This window comes from Streptomyces sp. NBC_00443, from assembly GCF_036014175.1.
In the GTDB taxonomy this organism is placed as follows: domain Bacteria; phylum Actinomycetota; class Actinomycetes; order Streptomycetales; family Streptomycetaceae; genus Streptomyces.
This window is the reverse complement of record NZ_CP107917.1, coordinates 7,397,774-7,414,678: the sequence shown is the minus strand read 5'-3', so window position 1 is coordinate 7,414,678 and position 16,905 is coordinate 7,397,774. Positions and strand designations below refer to the sequence as shown.

At 70.2% G+C, this 16,905-nt stretch carries 15 protein-coding genes and 1 pseudogene; 5 read left to right on the top strand and 11 right to left on the bottom strand.

All coding sequences use genetic code 11. The features are described from left to right. Positions 1 to 51: 51 nt before the first annotated feature. From OHO27_RS33750 to OHO27_RS33735, 4 genes are all read right to left on the bottom strand, one after another. The gene (locus OHO27_RS33750; protein WP_328428741.1) at positions 52 to 702 is read right to left on the bottom strand and encodes an SPFH domain-containing protein; all 651 of its coding nucleotides are present in this window, start codon (positions 700 to 702) and stop codon (positions 52 to 54) included. 155 nt (positions 703 to 857) lie between these two features. Then, complete coding sequence (locus OHO27_RS33745) at positions 858 to 1,763, bottom strand: S1 family peptidase (RefSeq protein WP_328428740.1); 906 nt, start codon at positions 1,761 to 1,763, stop codon at positions 858 to 860. Positions 1,764 to 1,991: 228 nt separating this feature from the next. Beyond that, entirely contained in the window at positions 1,992 to 2,771 is a 780-nt protein-coding gene (locus OHO27_RS33740) for a DUF1684 domain-containing protein (protein ID WP_328428739.1), read from the bottom strand. Between the two features lie 62 nt (positions 2,772 to 2,833). After that, positions 2,834 to 4,096 carry a DUF5685 family protein gene (locus OHO27_RS33735; RefSeq protein ID WP_328428738.1) on the bottom strand — a complete coding sequence of 421 codons (1,263 nt, stop codon included), beginning with the start codon at positions 4,094 to 4,096 and terminating at the stop codon, positions 2,834 to 2,836. A gap of 321 nt (positions 4,097 to 4,417) precedes the next feature. On the opposite strand from OHO27_RS33735, the gene OHO27_RS33730 reads away from it, so the two are divergent. After that, positions 4,418 to 4,855, top strand: coding sequence for a cell division protein SepF (locus tag OHO27_RS33730; protein ID WP_328428737.1), 438 nt, complete (start codon positions 4,418 to 4,420; stop codon positions 4,853 to 4,855). A gap of 37 nt (positions 4,856 to 4,892) precedes the next feature. On the opposite strand, the gene OHO27_RS33725 is transcribed toward OHO27_RS33730, so the two are convergent. After that, positions 4,893 to 6,083 carry an acyl-CoA dehydrogenase family protein gene (locus tag OHO27_RS33725; RefSeq protein ID WP_328428736.1) on the bottom strand — a complete coding sequence of 397 codons (1,191 nt, stop codon included), beginning with the start codon at positions 6,081 to 6,083 and terminating at the stop codon, positions 4,893 to 4,895. Between the two features lie 126 nt (positions 6,084 to 6,209). Continuing rightward, entirely contained in the window at positions 6,210 to 7,811 is a 1,602-nt protein-coding gene (locus tag OHO27_RS33720) for an MFS transporter (protein ID WP_328428735.1), read from the bottom strand. A 258-nt stretch (positions 7,812 to 8,069) separates the two neighbouring features. Between OHO27_RS33720 and OHO27_RS33715 the strand changes: the two genes are divergently transcribed. Together OHO27_RS33715 and OHO27_RS33710 are read left to right on the top strand one after the other, a co-directional pair. Further along, positions 8,070 to 9,260, top strand: coding sequence for a mannosyltransferase family protein (locus OHO27_RS33715; protein ID WP_443059648.1), 1,191 nt, complete (start codon positions 8,070 to 8,072; stop codon positions 9,258 to 9,260). A gap of 239 nt (positions 9,261 to 9,499) precedes the next feature. Further along, positions 9,500 to 10,540, top strand: a complete 1,041-nt coding sequence (locus OHO27_RS33710) for a phosphatase PAP2 family protein (protein ID WP_328428734.1) — start codon at positions 9,500 to 9,502, stop codon at positions 10,538 to 10,540. 91 nt (positions 10,541 to 10,631) lie between these two features. On the opposite strand, the gene OHO27_RS33705 is transcribed toward OHO27_RS33710, so the two are convergent. Further along, positions 10,632 to 10,847 (bottom strand): I78 family peptidase inhibitor, encoded by a 216-nt coding sequence (locus OHO27_RS33705; RefSeq protein ID WP_328428733.1) that lies wholly within the window; start codon positions 10,845 to 10,847, stop codon positions 10,632 to 10,634. Positions 10,848 to 11,178: 331 nt separating this feature from the next. Between OHO27_RS33705 and ctaD the strand changes: the two are divergent. Further along, positions 11,179 to 12,891, top strand: a pseudogene (gene ctaD, locus OHO27_RS33700) (aa3-type cytochrome oxidase subunit I); the annotation flags it as partial. Here the strand turns inward: ctaD and OHO27_RS33695 are convergent. The 4 genes from OHO27_RS33695 to OHO27_RS33680 all read right to left on the bottom strand — a co-directional run bounded on the left by OHO27_RS33695 (position 12,890) and on the right by OHO27_RS33680 (position 16,262). After that, the gene (locus tag OHO27_RS33695; protein ID WP_328428732.1) at positions 12,890 to 13,930 is read right to left on the bottom strand and encodes a helix-turn-helix transcriptional regulator; all 1,041 of its coding nucleotides are present in this window, start codon (positions 13,928 to 13,930) and stop codon (positions 12,890 to 12,892) included. The pseudogene ctaD and the gene OHO27_RS33695 sit on opposite strands and share 2 nt — an antisense overlap. An 18-nt stretch (positions 13,931 to 13,948) precedes the next feature. After that, entirely contained in the window at positions 13,949 to 14,341 is a 393-nt protein-coding gene (locus OHO27_RS33690) for a hypothetical protein (protein ID WP_328428731.1), read from the bottom strand. A gap of 69 nt (positions 14,342 to 14,410) precedes the next feature. Then, positions 14,411 to 15,706 carry an ABC transporter substrate-binding protein gene (locus tag OHO27_RS33685; protein ID WP_328428730.1) on the bottom strand — a complete coding sequence of 432 codons (1,296 nt, stop codon included), beginning with the start codon at positions 15,704 to 15,706 and terminating at the stop codon, positions 14,411 to 14,413. Beyond that, positions 15,681 to 16,262, bottom strand: a complete 582-nt coding sequence (locus OHO27_RS33680) for a hypothetical protein (RefSeq protein WP_328428729.1) — start codon at positions 16,260 to 16,262, stop codon at positions 15,681 to 15,683. Before OHO27_RS33680 ends, OHO27_RS33685 begins: the two co-directional genes overlap by 26 nt. A 156-nt stretch (positions 16,263 to 16,418) precedes the next feature. Here OHO27_RS33680 and OHO27_RS33675 point away from each other — a divergent pair, with 156 nt between their 5' ends. Next, entirely contained in the window at positions 16,419 to 16,895 is a 477-nt protein-coding gene (locus OHO27_RS33675; RefSeq protein WP_328428728.1) for a hypothetical protein, read from the top strand. Positions 16,896 to 16,905 lie beyond the last annotated feature (10 nt).

Genomic DNA, 16,905 nt, shown 5'->3' with positions numbered 1-16,905 from the left:
ATTCGCACAGCAAACACTGCAAGCGAGGGAACCATACGCAGCGCGTAAGGTCTACTCCTGTCTCGAAATCGACCCTTCGGGGTCCGAGTCCAAGCGTGGTTCGAGCGGCGGAAGTTCCTCCTGCGCGGCCCGCGGCTCGACGGACGGCGCCCGCTGCGCACCGGCAGCCTCCGCAGACACCTGCGTCCCCTTCTCCAGAAATCGCAACAACTCCACCGGAATCGGAAGAACCAGCGTGGAGTTCTTCTCGGCCGCCACCGCCATCACCGTCTGCAGCAACCGAAGCTGAAGGGCCGCCGGCGCATCGGCCATCTGATGTGCCGCCTCCGCCAGCTTCTTGGAGGCCTGGAGTTCCGCGTCGGCGTGGATCACCCGCGCCCGCCGCTCGCGGTCGGCCTCCGCCTGCCGGGCCATCGACCGCTTCATGGTCTCGGGCAGCGACACGTCCTTGATGTCCACCCGGTCGATCGTCACGCCCCACTCCACCGCCGGACTGTCGATCATCAACTCCAGCCCCTGGTTGAGCTTTTCGCGGTTGGACAGCAGATCGTCCAGCCCGGCCCCGCGCACTTGGGGCCGGAGCTTCCCGAGGTGGAAGACCACGCCCCGTTCGTACTGTTTGACGACCCGCGCGGCCGCCGCCACATGGACCACACCGGCGGACGCGAGCGTCACTCCCGCCGCCACCAGCTCCTCGGCCATCACCGACCCCCAGGGTCCGACGTGGGCGCACTACAGGGGAGTACTGCCTGCACATCGACGGTAACCCCGGCACGGGAACAAGGGCGAGCCCCCGCACGACAGTTGCGTGCGGGGGCTCACATGCTGCTGGCTGCCGTTCAGGCCGAACCGAGGTGTCAGTAGACGCTGACGCCGTACGCGCTGAGGGCCTCGGTCACCGGCTGGAAGAAGGTCGTGCCGCCGGAGGAGCAGTTGCCGCTGCCGCCGGAGGTCAGACCGTACGCGGTGCCGTTGCTGCCGTAGAGCGAACCGCCGGAGTCGCCGGGCTCGGCGCAGACGGTGGTCTGGATCAGGCCGCCGACGACGTCGCCGCCGCCGTAGTTGACGGTCGCGTTCAGGGCGGTGACCCGGCCGCTGTGCGTACCGGTGGTGGAGCCGTCACGGATGACGGTGGTGCCCACGCTCGGCGTGGCCGCGCGGGTGATGTCCACGCCGTTCGCGGTGCCGGGCCGGCTGACGGACCCGGAGTACCGCACGATGCCGTAGTCGTTGCCCGGGAAGCTGGAGCCGGCGGTCGAGCCGATGACCGTGGTGCGGCCGGAGTTGGAGTACCAGGTGCCCGCACCGTCGGTGCAGTGGCCGGCGGTCAGGAAGTACTGGTTGCCGCTGCTGTCCTGGACGTTGAAGCCGAGCGAGCAGCGCCAGCTACTCGCATAGATGGCGTCGCCGCCCTGGATGAACTTGCTGAACTTGCCGGCGGTGCGCTTGATCGTGAGCGCGTCGGCGTTGGTGCCGGCCTGCTCCTTGATCTTCGCTAGCTCCGCCTGGGAGACCGTGGAGTCCACGGTCACCGTGACGCGGTTGGTCTTGCTGTCGACGGCCCAGGCGGTGCCCGGGATGTCGGCCTTCAGCACGGAGCCGCTGGCGCTCTTGAGCTGGGCGGCGCTGAAGGTGTCGGGGGTCTCCGCGGCGGTCGCGTTGGGGATCGCGATCGCGGCTGCGGCCACGAGTCCGGTGGATACGGCGATCAGCCGGGTCCGTCTCGCATAGCCACTGCGGGGGGTGGTGCGCTTGATCCTCACGTTTCGTTCCCTCCAAGGGAAGTCGGGGGCCCGCGTGGGGTCGGGGCCCGTGAGGCGCAGTCAGACGGCAGAATGTCCGGATTCCGAACATGCCGTGCCCCTGACAAGCGCTGAGGGGGAGTATTCGGCCGAACGGCGGGTAGCCGCAAGGGCGCCTTTCGGCCGTCAATCTTTGAACGATCTGTATGAGTTGGCTGTCCCTGTCCCGGTCAGCCCACTCTCGGCACCTCAGCGCAGGTTGCGCTCCCCCGCCGGGATCGCGAGTCCGAGCGTGTTCCCCGGCGGCGGGAAGGGGCACACGAAGTGGTCGGCGAAGGCGCACGGCGGCAGCAGGGCACGGTTGAAGTCGACCGTCGTCCGGCCGTCGGCGTCGGGCGCGGCGGGCCGCAGGAAACGGAAGCGGTAACTGCTGTCGCTGGTCACATCGGCGAAGACGGCCCACAGCGAACCGTCGCCCTCGACGGTGACCTGAAGCGCGAACTCCTGCCCGTCCAGGGCGAACCCCAGTTTTCCGCCGAGCCCGAGCCCGCGCCGACGCCCGTCGACGTTCTCGACCCGCACGATCCGGTCCTCGCCGTACGGCGTGAAGTGCCCTGGCACCGACCAGCGCGGATCGTACGGCGTGGCCTCGATGCCCCGGAACGCCCGGCGCGCCTCGGCGGCGGGGTCGAAGTCGCGTACGCCCCACGCCCCGTCGCGCCTCAACACGACCAGCCGGCGCTCCCCGTACGCCACGCGCGCCCCGCTCGCGGGCCCCGGATCGGCCACCAGCCCGACCACACCCTCGAAGGGCTGCCCGTCCAAGGTCAGCCCGTCCGCCTCGGCGGCCGAGAGGACGACCTCGTCACCGTCTGCGGCCCATGCCCCAGGGATGTCCGGAAGTCGCCTCTGCGGAAAGTCCTCCAGCCAGTGGGTCCCGGTCAGTGCGAGCGGCCCGTAGGGCGCCGAAACCGACGCGACGCGATGCTCGTGCCACTGCTGCCAGGCGTCGACCGAGTCCGGGGTCATGCCGTCAACCCTTCCCTACCGGGCTGAAATTTCCGATATCGGGCTCCAGGAGCCCCCAGGACCTAGCAGCTGTCGCAGGGGCAGCAGTCGCCGCAGTCACAGTCACGGCAGCAGCCCTCGCGCTTCTTACGGGACCACGGGCCCTCGTACTCCTTCGCACAGCACAGCTTGCAGGTGCAGCACAGCAGCCAGAACATCCCGCAGCCGGCCCAGAACCCACGCCGCCCACGGGGCTGGGGCGCCGGCCCACCACCGAACCCGCCGAAGTCACCACCGCCACCACCGCCACCACCGCCGGGCACTCCCCCACCGCCGGCGTACGGATTCCCGCCCGCGTACGGGTTCTGCCCGCCGTACGGATTCTGCGGCGCCCCATACGCCCCAGGCCCCTGCCCGTATCCCTGTCCGTGCCCATGCCCATGCTGATGCGGCTGACCGTACGGCCCCGGCTGATGGGACCCACAAGTCGGCACCGTGCCGAACGCCCGGTCCACCGAGCGCCGCAACTCGTGCACGAGCAGCAGGTGCGCGAGCTCGGCGTCGGAGAACTCGGCCTCGCGCAGCGCCAGCCGCACCCCGTGCACGGCGTCGTCGGCGAGCCGCCGCGCCTCGGCGAGCGAGGTCCCCGTGGCCGTCAGTGGGTTCCACGCACCGGCCGCGGCGTCGGCCGTCTGGTCCTCCACGGCATCCAGGAGGTGCGCGAGCCGTCCGAAGAGGCGTCCGGCCTCGGCGAGCGGTTCGGCGTTGTCGGGCCGTCCGGCCAGGATCGCGGTGTGGGCGAAGGCGGCGGCGGTCGCCGTCTCGGTCGGTTCGGTGACCGCGAGGATCGGCGTCCCGGGCCCGGCGAGCGCCTCGATGCCGACCTGCCGGTCCACGGCGTCGACCAGTACGGCGGTGTCGAACCCGACGGCCGAGCCGCTGCGCGCGCCCGCGGCACCCCACCCGGTGGCCACCCGGCGAGCGGCGAGCGCCAGCGGCCTGCGGGCCAGCAGCCCGTCCCCGTCGGCCACATGGTCACGCACCTTGGCCGAGGCCAGCACCAGCGAGACGGCGGCGGCGAGCCGGGCGCCCTCACCCTGCGCCACGGACGCGGTTCGCATCCCGCGCAGTGGGCACGGTCCCGCCGTACGCCGCAATCCGCCGTCTTTTTCGGCTTGAGCTTCCGTCAGAACGGAGATAAGGAGCCCGTCGTAGTTCGTCACGATCCGCGCGAACTGACCGTGATCCCCACGCAACGAGAGGCACAACCCGCACAAATGCGCCATCCATTGACCGGTGAGCTTGTCTCCGAGCCGATGACGACAGGGTCTGACGATTCCGAACACGATGCTCCCCCGTGGTTCTTGCGACGCTGCAACGACGCTGAGCTGCCGCATCGTACCGACCGTGGCACAGATCGCCATGGCCGACTCGTTCACCCGTACGCACCCCGCATCACCCATACGCCGTGAAGAATCATATTTCACTCACAGTCAGCAGCCGTACGTGGCATGCCCCTTGGGGGACACGGGCTCTCGACGTATTCGCTGTGCACCAGTACCGTCACAAACCCCCCGCGCGGCGTCTATCCACTTGGCGCGACGTCCGCATCATGGATGACCATAGGGATGCGGAATGTAAGAAGACCGCTGTGAGAGGAGGCGTCCATGGGATCGGTGCGCAAGGCGAGTGCCTGGCTGGGCCTCGTTGACGACAACGATGACGAGCGCTACTACGACGACGACTACTCCGAAGGGACCGAGCCCGGGGATGCCTGGGTCACCGACCCGAGGGTCAAGGTGGCCACGGACGTCGCCGAGGAGAAGGGCCGCCGGATCGGCACGGTCACCCCGGACAGCTTCCGGGACGCCCGCGCCATCGGCGAGCTGTTCCGGGACGGGGTCCCGGTCATCATGAACCTCACGGCCATGGAGCCGGCCGACGCCAAGCGTGTCGTCGACTTCGCGGCGGGGCTCATCTTCGGTCTGCGCGGTTCGATCGACCGCGTGTCCAACCGCGTGTTCCTGCTGACTCCGGCCGACACGGAGATCATCAGCGGGGACGCGTCGGCTCACCGTTCGGACGGCTTCTACAACCAGAGCTGAGGCAGGGCCGCTCATCGGCCCTGCCCCCTGGTGGGGTTCAGCGGAAGGCGTCGAGCCCGGTGAGTGCCTTGCCCAGCACGAGCTGGTGCATCTCGACGGTGCCCTCGTAGGTGAGCACCGATTCGAGGTTGGTCGCGTGCCGCATCACGGGGTACTCGAGCGAGATCCCGTTGGCACCGAGGATCGTCCGCGCCGTACGGCAGATGTCGATGGCCTCGCGGACGTTGTTGAGCTTGCCGAAGCTGACCTGTTCGGGACGCAGGCGGCCGGCGTCCATGCGCCGCCCCAGATGATGGGCGAGCAGAATCCCCTTGTGCAGTTCGAGCGCCATGTCCGCGAGCTTGGCCTGGGTGAGCTGGAAGCCCCCGATCGGCCGGCCGAACTGCTCCCGCGACTTCGAGTAGTCGACAGCGGCCTCGAAACAGGACCGCGCCGCACCCATGGCCCCCCACACGATCCCGAACCGGGCGTGCGAGAGACAGCTGAGCGGCCCCTTCAGCCCGACGACATCGGGAAGCACGGCATCCGCGGGCAGCCGTACGTCGTCCATGACGAGCTCACTGGTGACGGAGGCGCGCAGCGACAGCTTGTGCTTGATCTCCGGAGCGGAGAACCCGGCGCTGTCGGTCGGCAAGACGAACCCGCGGATCCCCTCGTCGGTCTGCGCCCACACGACGGCGACGCCGGAGACGGACCCGTTGGTGATCCACATCTTGCGCCCGGTGAGCACCCAGTCGGACCCGTCACGCTTGGCGTAGGTCCGCATGGACGCCGGGTCGGACCCGTGGTCCGGCTCGGTCAGCCCGAAGCACCCGATGACCTCTCCGGAGGCCATGCGCGGCAGCCACTGCTGCTTCTGCTCCTCGCTGCCGAAGCGATGGATGGCGTACATGGCGAGGGACCCCTGCACCGAGACAAGGGACCGGATGCCGGAGTCGGCGGCCTCCAGCTCCAGACAGGCGAGCCCGTACTGCACGGCGGAGGCGCCGGCGCACCCGTACCCGCTCAGGGACATCCCGAGCGCACCGATCTCCCCGAGCTCCCGGGCGAGCTCACGGATCTCCGGCAGCTCACCCTTCTCGTACCAGTCGGCCACGTACGGCAGCACCCGATCCGCGGCCCACTGGCGCACGGTGCTCCGAATCGCCAGATCCTCGGGCTCCAGGAGGTCGTCGATGCCGAGGGGGTCGGCGGGGTCGAACGGGGGCAACTTCGAGGACGCGGACATGGGACACCCTCCGGCAACGACTAAAACTAGCGCCGCTAGTCACGGCTCGGCCCTGACGCTACGACGCGGTGCGGTGCGCGTCCAGTACGACTCCCGGTCACGCCGGCCCCAAGGCGCGAAGGCTCCTCAGGCGGAGACGCGGGACTCCGCGACTTCTCTCGGCTTGGGCAGCTCCACGGTCGGCGCGTCGCACTGCATGACCCGCGGCAACCGCAACGCCATCACCGCGCCCAGCAGCAACAGTCCCGCGCTCACCAGCAACGTCACATGCAGCCCGTGCACGAAGGCGTTCTGCGCCGCATGGCGCAGGGCGACCCCTGCCGACCCGCCCAGCTGGGCCGCGACCTCGTATGCCTCACCCAGCGAGTGCGAAGCGGCCGTGGAGGACGATGCCGGGACACCCGACACGTCCGTCAGCCCGGGGGCGTACGCCGCGTTCATCACGCTGCCGAGCAGGGCGATGCCGATGCCGGCGCCGAGCTGGTACGAGGTCTCACCGATCGCCGCGGCCCCGCCGGCCTGCTCCTGCGGAGCCTCGCTCAGCATCGACTCGTACGCCCCGAAGAGCGTGGTCTCCAGCCCGAAGCCCAGCAGCACGAACCCGAACAGCAGCAGGCCGGGGTTGTCCTCCCCGCCCATCGCTGTCAGCAGCAGCACCGCGACGGCCGTCACACAGAACCCGGCGCACACCATGCGCCGCGGCCCGAACCGCCGCAGCATCCGCGCGCCGGCCAGCCCGGCCGCCATCGCGGCGAACGTCAGCGGCAGCAGCCGTAGCCCTGTCTCCAGTGGCGACAGGCCCAGCACCAGCTGCAGATACTGCGCCGCGATCAGCTCGAGCCCCACGAGGGCGAGCATCGCCAGCACGATGCACCCGACCGACGTACTGAACGCGGGCCGCGCGAACATCCCGAGGTCGACCAGCGGATACGCCCGCCGTCGCTGCCGTCGTACGAAGAGCACCAGCAGCACCACACCGACCACCAGCGGCACCACGGTGAACAGGCTGCCCACCGGCTCTCCGCCGCCGAGCCGCTTGACGCCCAGCACCATGCCGAACAGCCCGCCCGCCGCGAGCAGCGCGCCGACCACGTCCCAGGGACCCTTGCCGTCGCCCTTCGACTCGGGCAGCAGCAGGCGTCCCACCGGAAGGCTGATCAGCATCAGCGGGATGTTGACGAGGAAGACCGAGCCCCACCAGAAGTGCTCCAGGAGGAAGCCGCCGAGCAGCGGCCCGACCGCCGCACCGACGGCGGCGACGGCGCTCCAGATGCCGATGGCGAGGGCCCGCTCGCGCCGGTCGGGGAAGACCTGGCGCAGGATCGACAGGGTCGCGGGCATGATCATCGCGCCGCCGACCCCGAGCAGGGCGCGGGCCAGGATCAGCACCTGTGGGTCGTGCGCGAGGGCCGCGAGGCCGGAGGCGACGCCGAAGAGGCCGTACCCCAGCAGCAGGATCCGTCTGCGGCCCACCCGGTCACCGAGCGTGCCGAAGAGGATCAGCAGCGAGGCGCAGACCAGCGGATAGATGTCGACGATCCAGAGCAGCTCTATCGCGCCGGGCCTGAGGTCCTCGGTGACAGCCGGCACCGCCACGTGCAGCACGGTCGCGTCGACCGCGACGAGCAGCAGGCTGGCACAGAGGACGACGAGGACGACCCAGCGGTTGGCACCGGCCCCGGCCGCCCGACGGCGCAGCGCAGCGGCAGCCGTGGTCGTCCCGGACATGTACGTACCTCCCAGATGTTCCCTCGCCCTGGGCGGGCACACGGGGTGGGGACTCCCCGTGACTCGGCCGGAGAGGAGCGGTGGTCTCCGGCCCGCGCAACGAAGGCGAGTGACTCGTCAGAGTACGCGAGTCCACGTCGGTGCCGAGTGGCGGACCTCTCACACCCCCGCGGAACGAGTGTGGCGTACGCCACTCCCGCCCCCTTGCGTCACGCCCCTGGTGACCTCCCCGTCCGTCCCGTGCCGATAATCGGGCCCGTGACCGATCTTGCGATGCGCGTGGCTCCGGCCCGTTCCGAGGCGCTGCGCCGGGCCGCCCCGGCGCTCCTCGGGTATGCGGCCGTCCGCGCCCTGGGCCTGCTCGCGCTGGCCCTGTGGAGCGCGGTGCGCGACAAGGACGCGTACACCCTGCTGACCGCCCGCTGGGACGCGCTCTGGTACACGAGGATCGCCGAGCTGGGCTACGGCTATGAGGTGCGCCTGTCCAACGGCGACGTGCACTCGAATCTCGCGTTCTTCCCGCTCCTGCCCTGGCTGGAGCGGCTGGTCGCGGAGGTGTCCCCGCTGTCGTACGCCGATGGCGGCTTCGCCGTCAGCCTGCTCGCCTCGCTCGCCGCGGCCTGGGGGATCTTCGCGGTGGCGGACCACGTGTACGGCCGCCGCGTCGGTGTCTGCGCGGTCCTGCTGTGGGCGGTCCTGCCCATCGGGATCGTGCAGTCGATGGCGTACAGCGAGTCACTCTTCACGGCGCTGGCCGCCTGGTCGCTGTACGCGGTCCTGACCGGCCGCTGGATCACGGCGGGCACCCTGGCCCTGCTGACCGGACTGACCCGCCCGGTGGGGCTGGCCGTGGTCGCGGCGGTGTGGGCGGCGGCCATCGCCTCGTTCGTACAGGACCGCAGGGCGGGCCGGACACCGGGCGCGGACGTCGCGGGACTCCCCCGCGGCGTTGCGGTGCGCCGCGTCCTCGGGATGCTGCTCGCCCCGCTCGGCGCCGCCGGCTACGTCCTGTGGGTCGGCCATCGCACCGGCAAGGGCCCGCTGGGCTATCTCGACGTCCAGGCGGGCTGGCGCAACGGTTTCGACGGCGGATACGCCTTCGCCCGGTTCGTCGCCGAGAAGTTCACGTCGTTCCCGTCGGCCCTGGCAGGGGCCGGGCTGCTGGTCGGCGTCGGCCTGGTGGTCTGGCTGTATGTCGTCTGCATACGGCAGCGCCAGCCGTTGCCGCTGCTGGTGTACGCGGGGGTCGTCACCGCACTGGCCCTGTGCGCGTCGAGCTACTTCGGCTCGAAGCCGCGGCTGCTGCTGCCCGCCTTCCCGTTGCTCCTGCCGCTCGCCCGGTCCCTCGCCGGCCTGCGTACGCGCAGGTCGGCGCTACTGGTGGGCGCTGTGGCCATGGCCTCGGCGACGTATGGGGGGTTCTGGCTGAACGGCAGCGGTCCGCCCTGACCGCGGGTGAGCGCGCCGGGAAGCTCAGGGATAATTCCGCATTATGAGCCGGTGAACAAATCTAAAAGCGCGATAAACCCTCGGTCCAGAACGATCAAAAGAATTGAAGGCCGCAGGCTCCGGCGATAACTGATTCATGGGGAATAAACCTTCGCCTGAGAGGAATCCCACATCACATCGTCATCACAAAGCCGGTGAATCGCCCGGGATCCGAGCTCACTCGCTGTAACGTCGATTGGGTGCGTACCAAACCGAAGCCCACCCGTCTGGACCGGGTGTTCGCCAGACTGGATCGTGAGCCGGAACGACCGGCACACATCAGTGTGCCGAGGATGAGCCGACACCGGATCGTGCTCCTCGGCGCGACCCTGGCCTTCTACCTGGCCATCGTGTGGGCCATCGTGATCACCTCCTGGCTGGTCCGGCTGGACTGGCAGGTCATGTTCTTCCGGCCGTATCAGCAGTGGTCGGAGATCCACGCCTTCGTCGACTACTACGTGGTGCTCGGCCAGCGCGGCCCCACCGCGGTGATGGTCGCGGCCTGGCTCGGCTGGCGCTCCTGGCGGCAGCACACGCTGCGACCGCTGCTCGCGCTCGGCGTCTCCCTGCTGCTGCTGAACGTCACCGTGGGTGCCGCCAAGCTCGGCATGGGCCGCCTCGGCCCGCACTACGCGACTAACGTCGGCTCCAACGAGATGTGGCTCGGCGGCGATATATTTCCCAGCGGCCACACCGCCAACGCCGTGGTGACCTGGGGAATCCTGGCCTATCTGGCCTCGACCCCGAGAGCGCGCCGCTGGTTGTCGGCCCTGTCGGCGGTGACCTCGCTGGGCGTCGGCCTGTCCACCGTGTACCTCGGTACGCACTGGCTGAGCGATGTGCTGCTCGGCTGGGCCGCCGGCCTGCTGATCCTGCTCGCCCTGCCGTGGTTCGAGCCGCTGATCACCCGGTCCGAGGCCTGGATCTTCGCCCTGCGCGACCGTCTGCGCGAGCGCCGGGCCGGCACTGTCGCCGTGCCGACCGCCCCCGTCGAGGCTCCGGTGCGGCTCAAGCCGCGTCCCGTGGCTGCCGAAAGCGAGACCGCGGCAGGGGAAGCGGCCTCCGCCGCCCGCTCCGCGCGCACGCCCGTCCACCCGCCCGTCTACCTGGCCCCCGGCCCGCACACGGCACGGGCGGAGCGCACCCCCGTGACCCCGGCCGGCAGCCGTCGGCCGCCGCACACGGACCGCGTCACCCGCAGCACGCCCCAGACGGCCGCCCGCCCCCTCACGGGCGGCTGACGCCCGGACAGCGGGGTTCGGTACGCACAACCACCCCGGCACGGGCGAAGGCCCCGGTTCCTAGGCAGGAACCGGGGCCTTCGCCCGTTCGTCAGCCCTTCCAGGCCCGCGCCACCTGGCCGTCCCGCACCTCGAAGTTCAGGCGACCGCTCCTGTATTCCATGGTGATGATCGCCCCCGGGGGCAGGGAACGCACCGTCGACCACCCTCGGTCACGGGCAAGGCGCTCGGCCCGGTCGGCGTCGAGACCGACATATGTGTCCGGGCTGTCCTGTGGTTCGGCGGGGGGTTTCGGAATGGGTGCCATGCCGCCACGCTAGGGCCTGCCCGAGGGACAGGGCCAGAGCGGACAGGGATCCTTTGTAGCGGCCATCGAGGTCACACGTACCTCTGGGGTCACGCTTTTGTCACAGAACCACGACAAGCGTTTCGACCACTCTTCGTCACACGAATGAGCGGTTTCGTAGGCCTTCCGCGGGCATTCGATCGTAATTCCTGCGTGTCGCCACGATCCGGCCAATAGCGCGGAGGAAAAGTTCCCGGGGAACTGCCGCCGGACCCCTTTTCCCTCCACACGACATTAGCTGCTGCGGCAGCGGGCGCACGGACCGCGAGAGTCGGTACCGCACAGAAAGTCCATGGTTCCACCACAGAATCCCCGTACGCCCTCTGTCGGAGCGCCGCCGACGCGAGCATCATGGCGTGAGCTCGCGTCGGCGCGTGCGGCGCGGGCTTCAGTGGGCCCGGGGCGCTACGAGCGAAGGGGCGAGCGAGCGATGGGGACGCACACCGCACAGGCGACGGCAGGGCCCATGCGGAGCAAACAGCCGGGCGGCCGGGTGGTCGTCGACTGGCTGACCACCACGGACCACAAGAAGATCGGGCACCTCTACCTGATCACGTCGTTCGGGTTCTTCCTGGCCGGCGGTGTCATGGCCCTGCTGATGCGGGCCGAACTGGCCAGGCCGGGGATGCAGATCCTGAGCAACGAGCAGTTCAACCAGCTGTTCACCATGCACGGCACGATCATGCTGCTGCTGTTCGCGACCCCGACCTTCGCGGGCTTCGCCAACGAGCTGATGCCGCTGCAGATCGGCGCCCCGGACGTGGCGTTCCCACGGCTGAACATGTTCTCGTACTGGCTGTTCCTGTTCGGCGGCCTGATCGTGATGGGCTCGCTGATCGTGCCGGACGGGCCCGCCTCCTACGGCTGGTTCGCCTACGCGCCGCTCAACAGCCTGGAGCGTTCCCCCGGCATCGGACCCGACCTGTGGATCATGGGCCTCGCGCTGGCGGGCTTCGGCACCATCCTCGGCGCGGTCAACTTCATCACCACGATCATCGGGATGCGCGGACCCGGCATGACGATGTTCCGGATGCCGATCTTCGTGTGGAACACGCTGTTCACGTCGATCCTGATCCTGATGGCGTTCCCGGTGCTCGCGGCCGCGCTGCTGGTGCTGGAGGCGGACCGGCGGTTCGGCTCGGTGGTGTTCGAGGCGGCCAACGGCGGGGCGCTGCTGTGGCAGCACCTGTTCTGGTTCTTCGGGCATCCCGAGGTCTACATCATCGCGCTGCCGTTCTTCGGCATCATCAGCGAGATCATCCCGGTCTTCTCGCGCAAGCCGCTGTTCGGCTATCTGACGCTGGTCGGGGCGACGATGGCGATCACCGGTCTGTCGATCGTGGTGTGGGCGCACCACATGTTCGTCACGGGCGCGGTGCTGCTGCCGTTCTTCTCGTTCATGAGCTTCCTGATCGCGGTGCCGACCGGTGTGAAGTTCTTCAACTGGACCGGGACCATGATCAAGGGCTCGCTGTCCTTCGAGACGCCGATGCTGTGGTCCATCGGCTTCCTGATGACGTTCCTGTTCGGCGGGCTGACCGGGGTGATCCTGGCGTCGCCGCCCATGGACTTCCACGTCTCCGACTCGTACTTCGTCGTGGCCCACTTCCACTACGTCGTCTTCGGCACCGTCGTCTTCGCGATCTTCGCCGGGTTCCACTTCTGGTGGCCCAAGTTCACCGGGAAGATGCTCGACGAACGGCTGGGCAAGATCCACTTCTGGACCCTGTTCGTGGGCTTCCACACCACGTTCCTGGTGCAGCACTGGCTGGGCGCCGAGGGGATGCCGCGCCGCTACGCCGACTATCTCGCCGCCGACGGCTTCACGGCGCTGAACACGGTCTCGACGATCGGCGCGTTCCTGCTCGGCATGTCGACGCTGCCGTTCCTCTACAACGTCTGGAAGACCACGAAGTACGGCAAGAAGGTCGAGGTCGACGACCCCTGGGGGTACGGCCGCTCCCTGGAGTGGGCCACCTCCTGCCCGCCCCCGCGGCACAACTTCAACGCGCTGCCGAAGATCCGCTCCGAGTCCCCGGCGTTCGACCTGCACCACCCGGAGCACGCGCTGGAGGCTCCGCAGCCCGAGCCAAAGAGCGAGCAAGCCGGCCCTGAGCGGTCCTGATCGCCTCGACCAGCCCGTCCGGTTCCAGGACCTCGAACTCGAAGCCCAGCAGCATCACGTGGATCACCATCACGTCGAGGCTCCCGGCGCCGGTGCGCAGGAGGCAGCTGTCGGGACCGTCCGCCTCCAGCTGCCCCGTGGTGGGCGAGATGCTCGCGGCGGCCTCCTCCAGGGGCACCAGCAGCCGGACGACGGCGTGCGAGGCGTACGCGCGCGTGGAGACGCCCTGGGACACGTACGCGGCGAGGTCCTCGGCGGGCGGAGTGCGCGGAGTGAAGCGCGGGCCGTGCGGTGGCCTGGGGGTGATGCGGTCGACGCGGAACGTACGCCAGTCCTCGCGGTCGAGGTCCCACGCGACCAGGTACCAGCGCCGTTCGCTGCACACGAGGCGGTGCGGCTCGACGGTACGGCGGGTGGGGGCGCCGTCGTGATCGCGGTACTCGAAGCGCAGGCGTTCGGCGTCCCGGCAGAGGTTGGCCAGCTCGGTCAGCACGGCCGGGTCGGCGGCGGAGGGCTGGGGGCCCCGCAGCATCGGCACGGTGAAGGCGTTCAGGGCACCCACGCGGCGGCGCAGCCGGTTCGGCAGGACCTGCTCCAGCTTGGCGAGGGCCCGCACCGAGGTCTCGCCGATGCCCTCGATGCCCTGGCCCGCGGCCGTGCGCAGCCCTACGGCCACGGCGACCGCCTCGTCGTCGTCCAGCAGCAGGGGCGGCAGCTCGGCACCGGCGCCGAGCTGGTAGCCACCGCCGGTGCCGGGGCTGGCGTTGACCGGGTAGCCCAGCTCACGCAGCCGGTCGACGTCCCGCCGGATCGTGCGCGGGGTGACGCCGAGACGGTCGGCCAGGTCGGCGCCGGACCACTCGCGGTGGGCCTGGAGCAGGGAGAGCAGTCGCAGGAGTCTTGCCGAGGTCTCCAACATGATCCGATCTTGCCTCGCCTAGGAGCTCGGGAGGGCCCCTAACAGCGTTGCCGGGACCCGGGATTCGACGCTCAGGTTGCCTTGCCGGGTTTCGTACGGGACCCGGGAGGCGGAGGGGTGCACGTCCATGTCACCCGGCGCCAGTCGGTGGTCCGACTCCTCCTCCGTCACGCTGGCGTACGCGTCCCAGTGGCCCTCCGGCAGGGCCACACTGCTGGGGAGCGCGGCGCGCAGCCGGCCCGTGGTGGCCGGGGTCAGGGGCAGGGTGACCTCCTCTTCGCCCTCGCGGTGGCGCAGCACGAGGTGGGCAGCCTCGGTGGCCACGACCGCGGTCACGTCAAAGGTCAGCCCGCCCGCCGAATCCGCGATGCAGTCGGCGCGCAGTGGTACTGCCTGCGACACGGGCGTCATGCGCTGCGGTTCCTCCCTCGGCTCTCGGCTCTGTCGGTTGGACCGGCGACACCGCCTTTTGGTTGCGCGTCACGGCTGGTACGACAGCTGTGGGACGTCGAAGCACGTGTTGTTCATGTCTCCTTGGGAGACCCAGCCCCGGCCGTCCTCCCAGCGGGCCACGGACAGACACGTCCGGCGGGTCCCCGGCGGCTCGGCCGACCGCTCGAACCGGACCGGGATCAGCAGGCCGTCTGCGGTGTATCCCTGGTTGCGGTTCATGAAGTCGTCGACGCACGCACGCGTGACGCCCTCGCGTGCGCACGACTTCGCCGCGTCCGTGAACCACATGGCCGCCGCCCAGCCCTCCAGCTGCCACTGGGAGTGCGTCTTGCGGCCCTTGGTGGCGTCCCGGAACTCCCGTACGGCGTCCTGGCCGGTGTCCTCGTGGTTGCGGGACGATCCGGTGGCCCACAGGGCGTTGCGGCAGCGCGGAGCGTCCTTGTAGTCATCGGCGACGGTGGACGTCCAGTTCTGGACGTTCGTGACCTTGGCGGTGACCTCGGCGCCGACGTCGTCCATCGCCTTGCACAGCTGGGCGTTGCCGTGGGTGTCGATGGCGTCGAAGACGAGGTCGGCGCCCTGCTCCTTCAGATCGGCCGCCACCGCGCGGAAGTTGGGCAGCGCGAAGTCGACCTGCTCGGTCACGACCTTGTAGCCCTCGGCCTTCAGCCCCCGCTCGACGAGCCGGGCGTAGGCGGCGGACGCGGACTGGTTGTACGAGACGACGGCGGCCGTGCGGGCGCCGTGCTCGCGCTTGAAGTAGCGGTAGACCTCGGTGCCGCCGTACTGCTTGCCGTCCCAGCCGGTGGTGCCGTTGCGGGGCGCGAGGCTGCCGTAGATGCCGTACAGGTGCGGGTAGGTGTCGTAGGCGGTTCCGATGGGCTGGCCGCCGATGTCGGGCACGCGTGCGCGTGAGACGCGGGAGGCGCCCGCGTAGTCCAGGGCGGTGGTGGCGACCAGGGCGACGACCTTCTCCTCGTCGATGAGCTTGTGCACGCACTCGTTGTTGCCGACGCCGCTGCCGCCGTCGTCGCATTCGCGCACCTCGACGTGGCGGCCGTCGATGCCGCCGCGTGCGTTGAGGCGGTCGAAGTACGCCTTGGCGCCGTCGCGCGGGCCGGTGAAGGCGTTGCCGCCGACCGGGCTGGTGGCGCTCGCGATGATGCCGACCCGGATCGGCGCGCGGTCGCCCGCTGTTGTGGTGGGGCCGCCCGGGTCGCGGTGCTCGAAGTCGCTCTCCGGCAGCCGGCTGCCGCACGCCGTACTCAGAGCCAGCACCACCACGGCGATCGCCGCCTCAGCACCCCGGGATCGGCGACCCATTGCCGCTCAACTGGACCAGCGCGCACAGTGTCTTCGCGGACACCTTCCAGGTGCCGTCCTGTTCGACGGCGGTGCCTGAGGCGCCCGGCAGGGCGGTCGCGCCCTTCAGCGTCAGCTCGTACGTCACGTTCGCGTCGGTCGGCGAGGTGAACTCGACCTTGGAGACCTTCGCCTCGACCTGCCCGCCGCGCTCGTCACCGCTGAACGCCTGCAGGACCGGCCCCATCCGGTCGCCGTTCTCCAGGACGGTCTGCTTCTCCTCCGTGGGCGTCGCCGGGTCGAAGAACTTCTGCCAGTTCTGCTTGATCTCCGTCTCGGCGGCCCCTACGTCGGCGGGCGCCGTCGCGGCAGGCGACTGCTCGCCCGGCTCGGTCTGCTCGACGGTGGGTGTCGGCGGGGTCTCGTTGCCGCCGCCTCCCTCGTCGTCGCTGCAGGCAGCCAGGGCCGGGGCGAGGAAGAGGAGCAGGGCCGCGGCCGTCGCGGTCCCCCGCCCCGTCGCCCGCGGGCCGTGCCGCCTGTGCGCGTTGCTCCGCCTGAGGTCGCTCCCGAGAACCATCTGGCTCACCGCCGGGTGTCGATCCGGGCCGTGTGCGCCCGGTGCTTTCAGGGTCAGCTTGCAGGAGGCATAGTGCAAGCCATTGGCTGACATGGACAGGCACATGCGCCGAAACCCGATGTGCGTGCCCCCGAACCCGACGCGTGGGAGCCAGCGATGCGGACAGCCCGACTGCGGACCGTGCACCCCGTCCTGTGGGCCGGCTGGGCCGCACTCGCGGCCGGCGCGGTGCTGTGCGTCATCGGCTGGTACGGCGTCTCCGGCGAGCGCTTCGCCGAGCGGCAGCTGCCGTATCTCGCGTCCTGCACGGTCCCCGGCGCCGCGCTGATCATCGCCGGGTCGCTGCTGCTGACACACGGCCGGGGCGCGCTCGCCGCCGCGCGCGTGGAGGAGCTGTACGGCCTTCTGGTGGCCGTGGAGCCGGCCGACGCGAATGAGTCCGGGGAGGCGGCCGCAGCGCCGACAGCGGTCAGCGGTGACCTGCTGATGGTGCCGGGCGGCACCCTCTGGCACCGCGCGGACTGCCCGCTGGTCGCCGGGAAGGCGGAGGCCGTGCCGGTCGACGCGAAGCTGGTGCGCAGCGGCGAACTGGGTCCGTGCCCGATCTGTGAGCCCGCCGAAGCGGACGACTGAGGTCCGCCCC

Coding starts and splice junctions, on each gene's coding strand:
- OHO27_RS33705 (WP_328428733.1), bottom strand. CDS start 10,847: ATGGCACCCATTCCGAAACCCCCCGCCGAACCACAGGACAGCCCGGAC.
- OHO27_RS33730 (WP_328428737.1), top strand. CDS start 4,418: ATGGGATCGGTGCGCAAGGCGAGTGCCTGGCTGGGCCTCGTTGACGAC.
- OHO27_RS33675 (WP_328428728.1), top strand. CDS start 16,419: ATGCGGACAGCCCGACTGCGGACCGTGCACCCCGTCCTGTGGGCCGGC.
- OHO27_RS33685 (WP_328428730.1), bottom strand. CDS start 15,706: ATGGGTCGCCGATCCCGGGGTGCTGAGGCGGCGATCGCCGTGGTGGTG.
- OHO27_RS33720 (WP_328428735.1), bottom strand. CDS start 7,811: ATGTCCGGGACGACCACGGCTGCCGCTGCGCTGCGCCGTCGGGCGGCC.
- OHO27_RS33740 (WP_328428739.1), bottom strand. CDS start 2,771: ATGACCCCGGACTCGGTCGACGCCTGGCAGCAGTGGCACGAGCATCGC.
- OHO27_RS33725 (WP_328428736.1), bottom strand. CDS start 6,083: ATGTCCGCGTCCTCGAAGTTGCCCCCGTTCGACCCCGCCGACCCCCTC.
- OHO27_RS33690 (WP_328428731.1), bottom strand. CDS start 14,341: ATGACGCCCGTGTCGCAGGCAGTACCACTGCGCGCCGACTGCATCGCG.
- OHO27_RS33680 (WP_328428729.1), bottom strand. CDS start 16,262: ATGGTTCTCGGGAGCGACCTCAGGCGGAGCAACGCGCACAGGCGGCAC.
- OHO27_RS33695 (WP_328428732.1), bottom strand. CDS start 13,930: ATGTTGGAGACCTCGGCAAGACTCCTGCGACTGCTCTCCCTGCTCCAG.
- OHO27_RS33750 (WP_328428741.1), bottom strand. CDS start 702: ATGGCCGAGGAGCTGGTGGCGGCGGGAGTGACGCTCGCGTCCGCCGGT.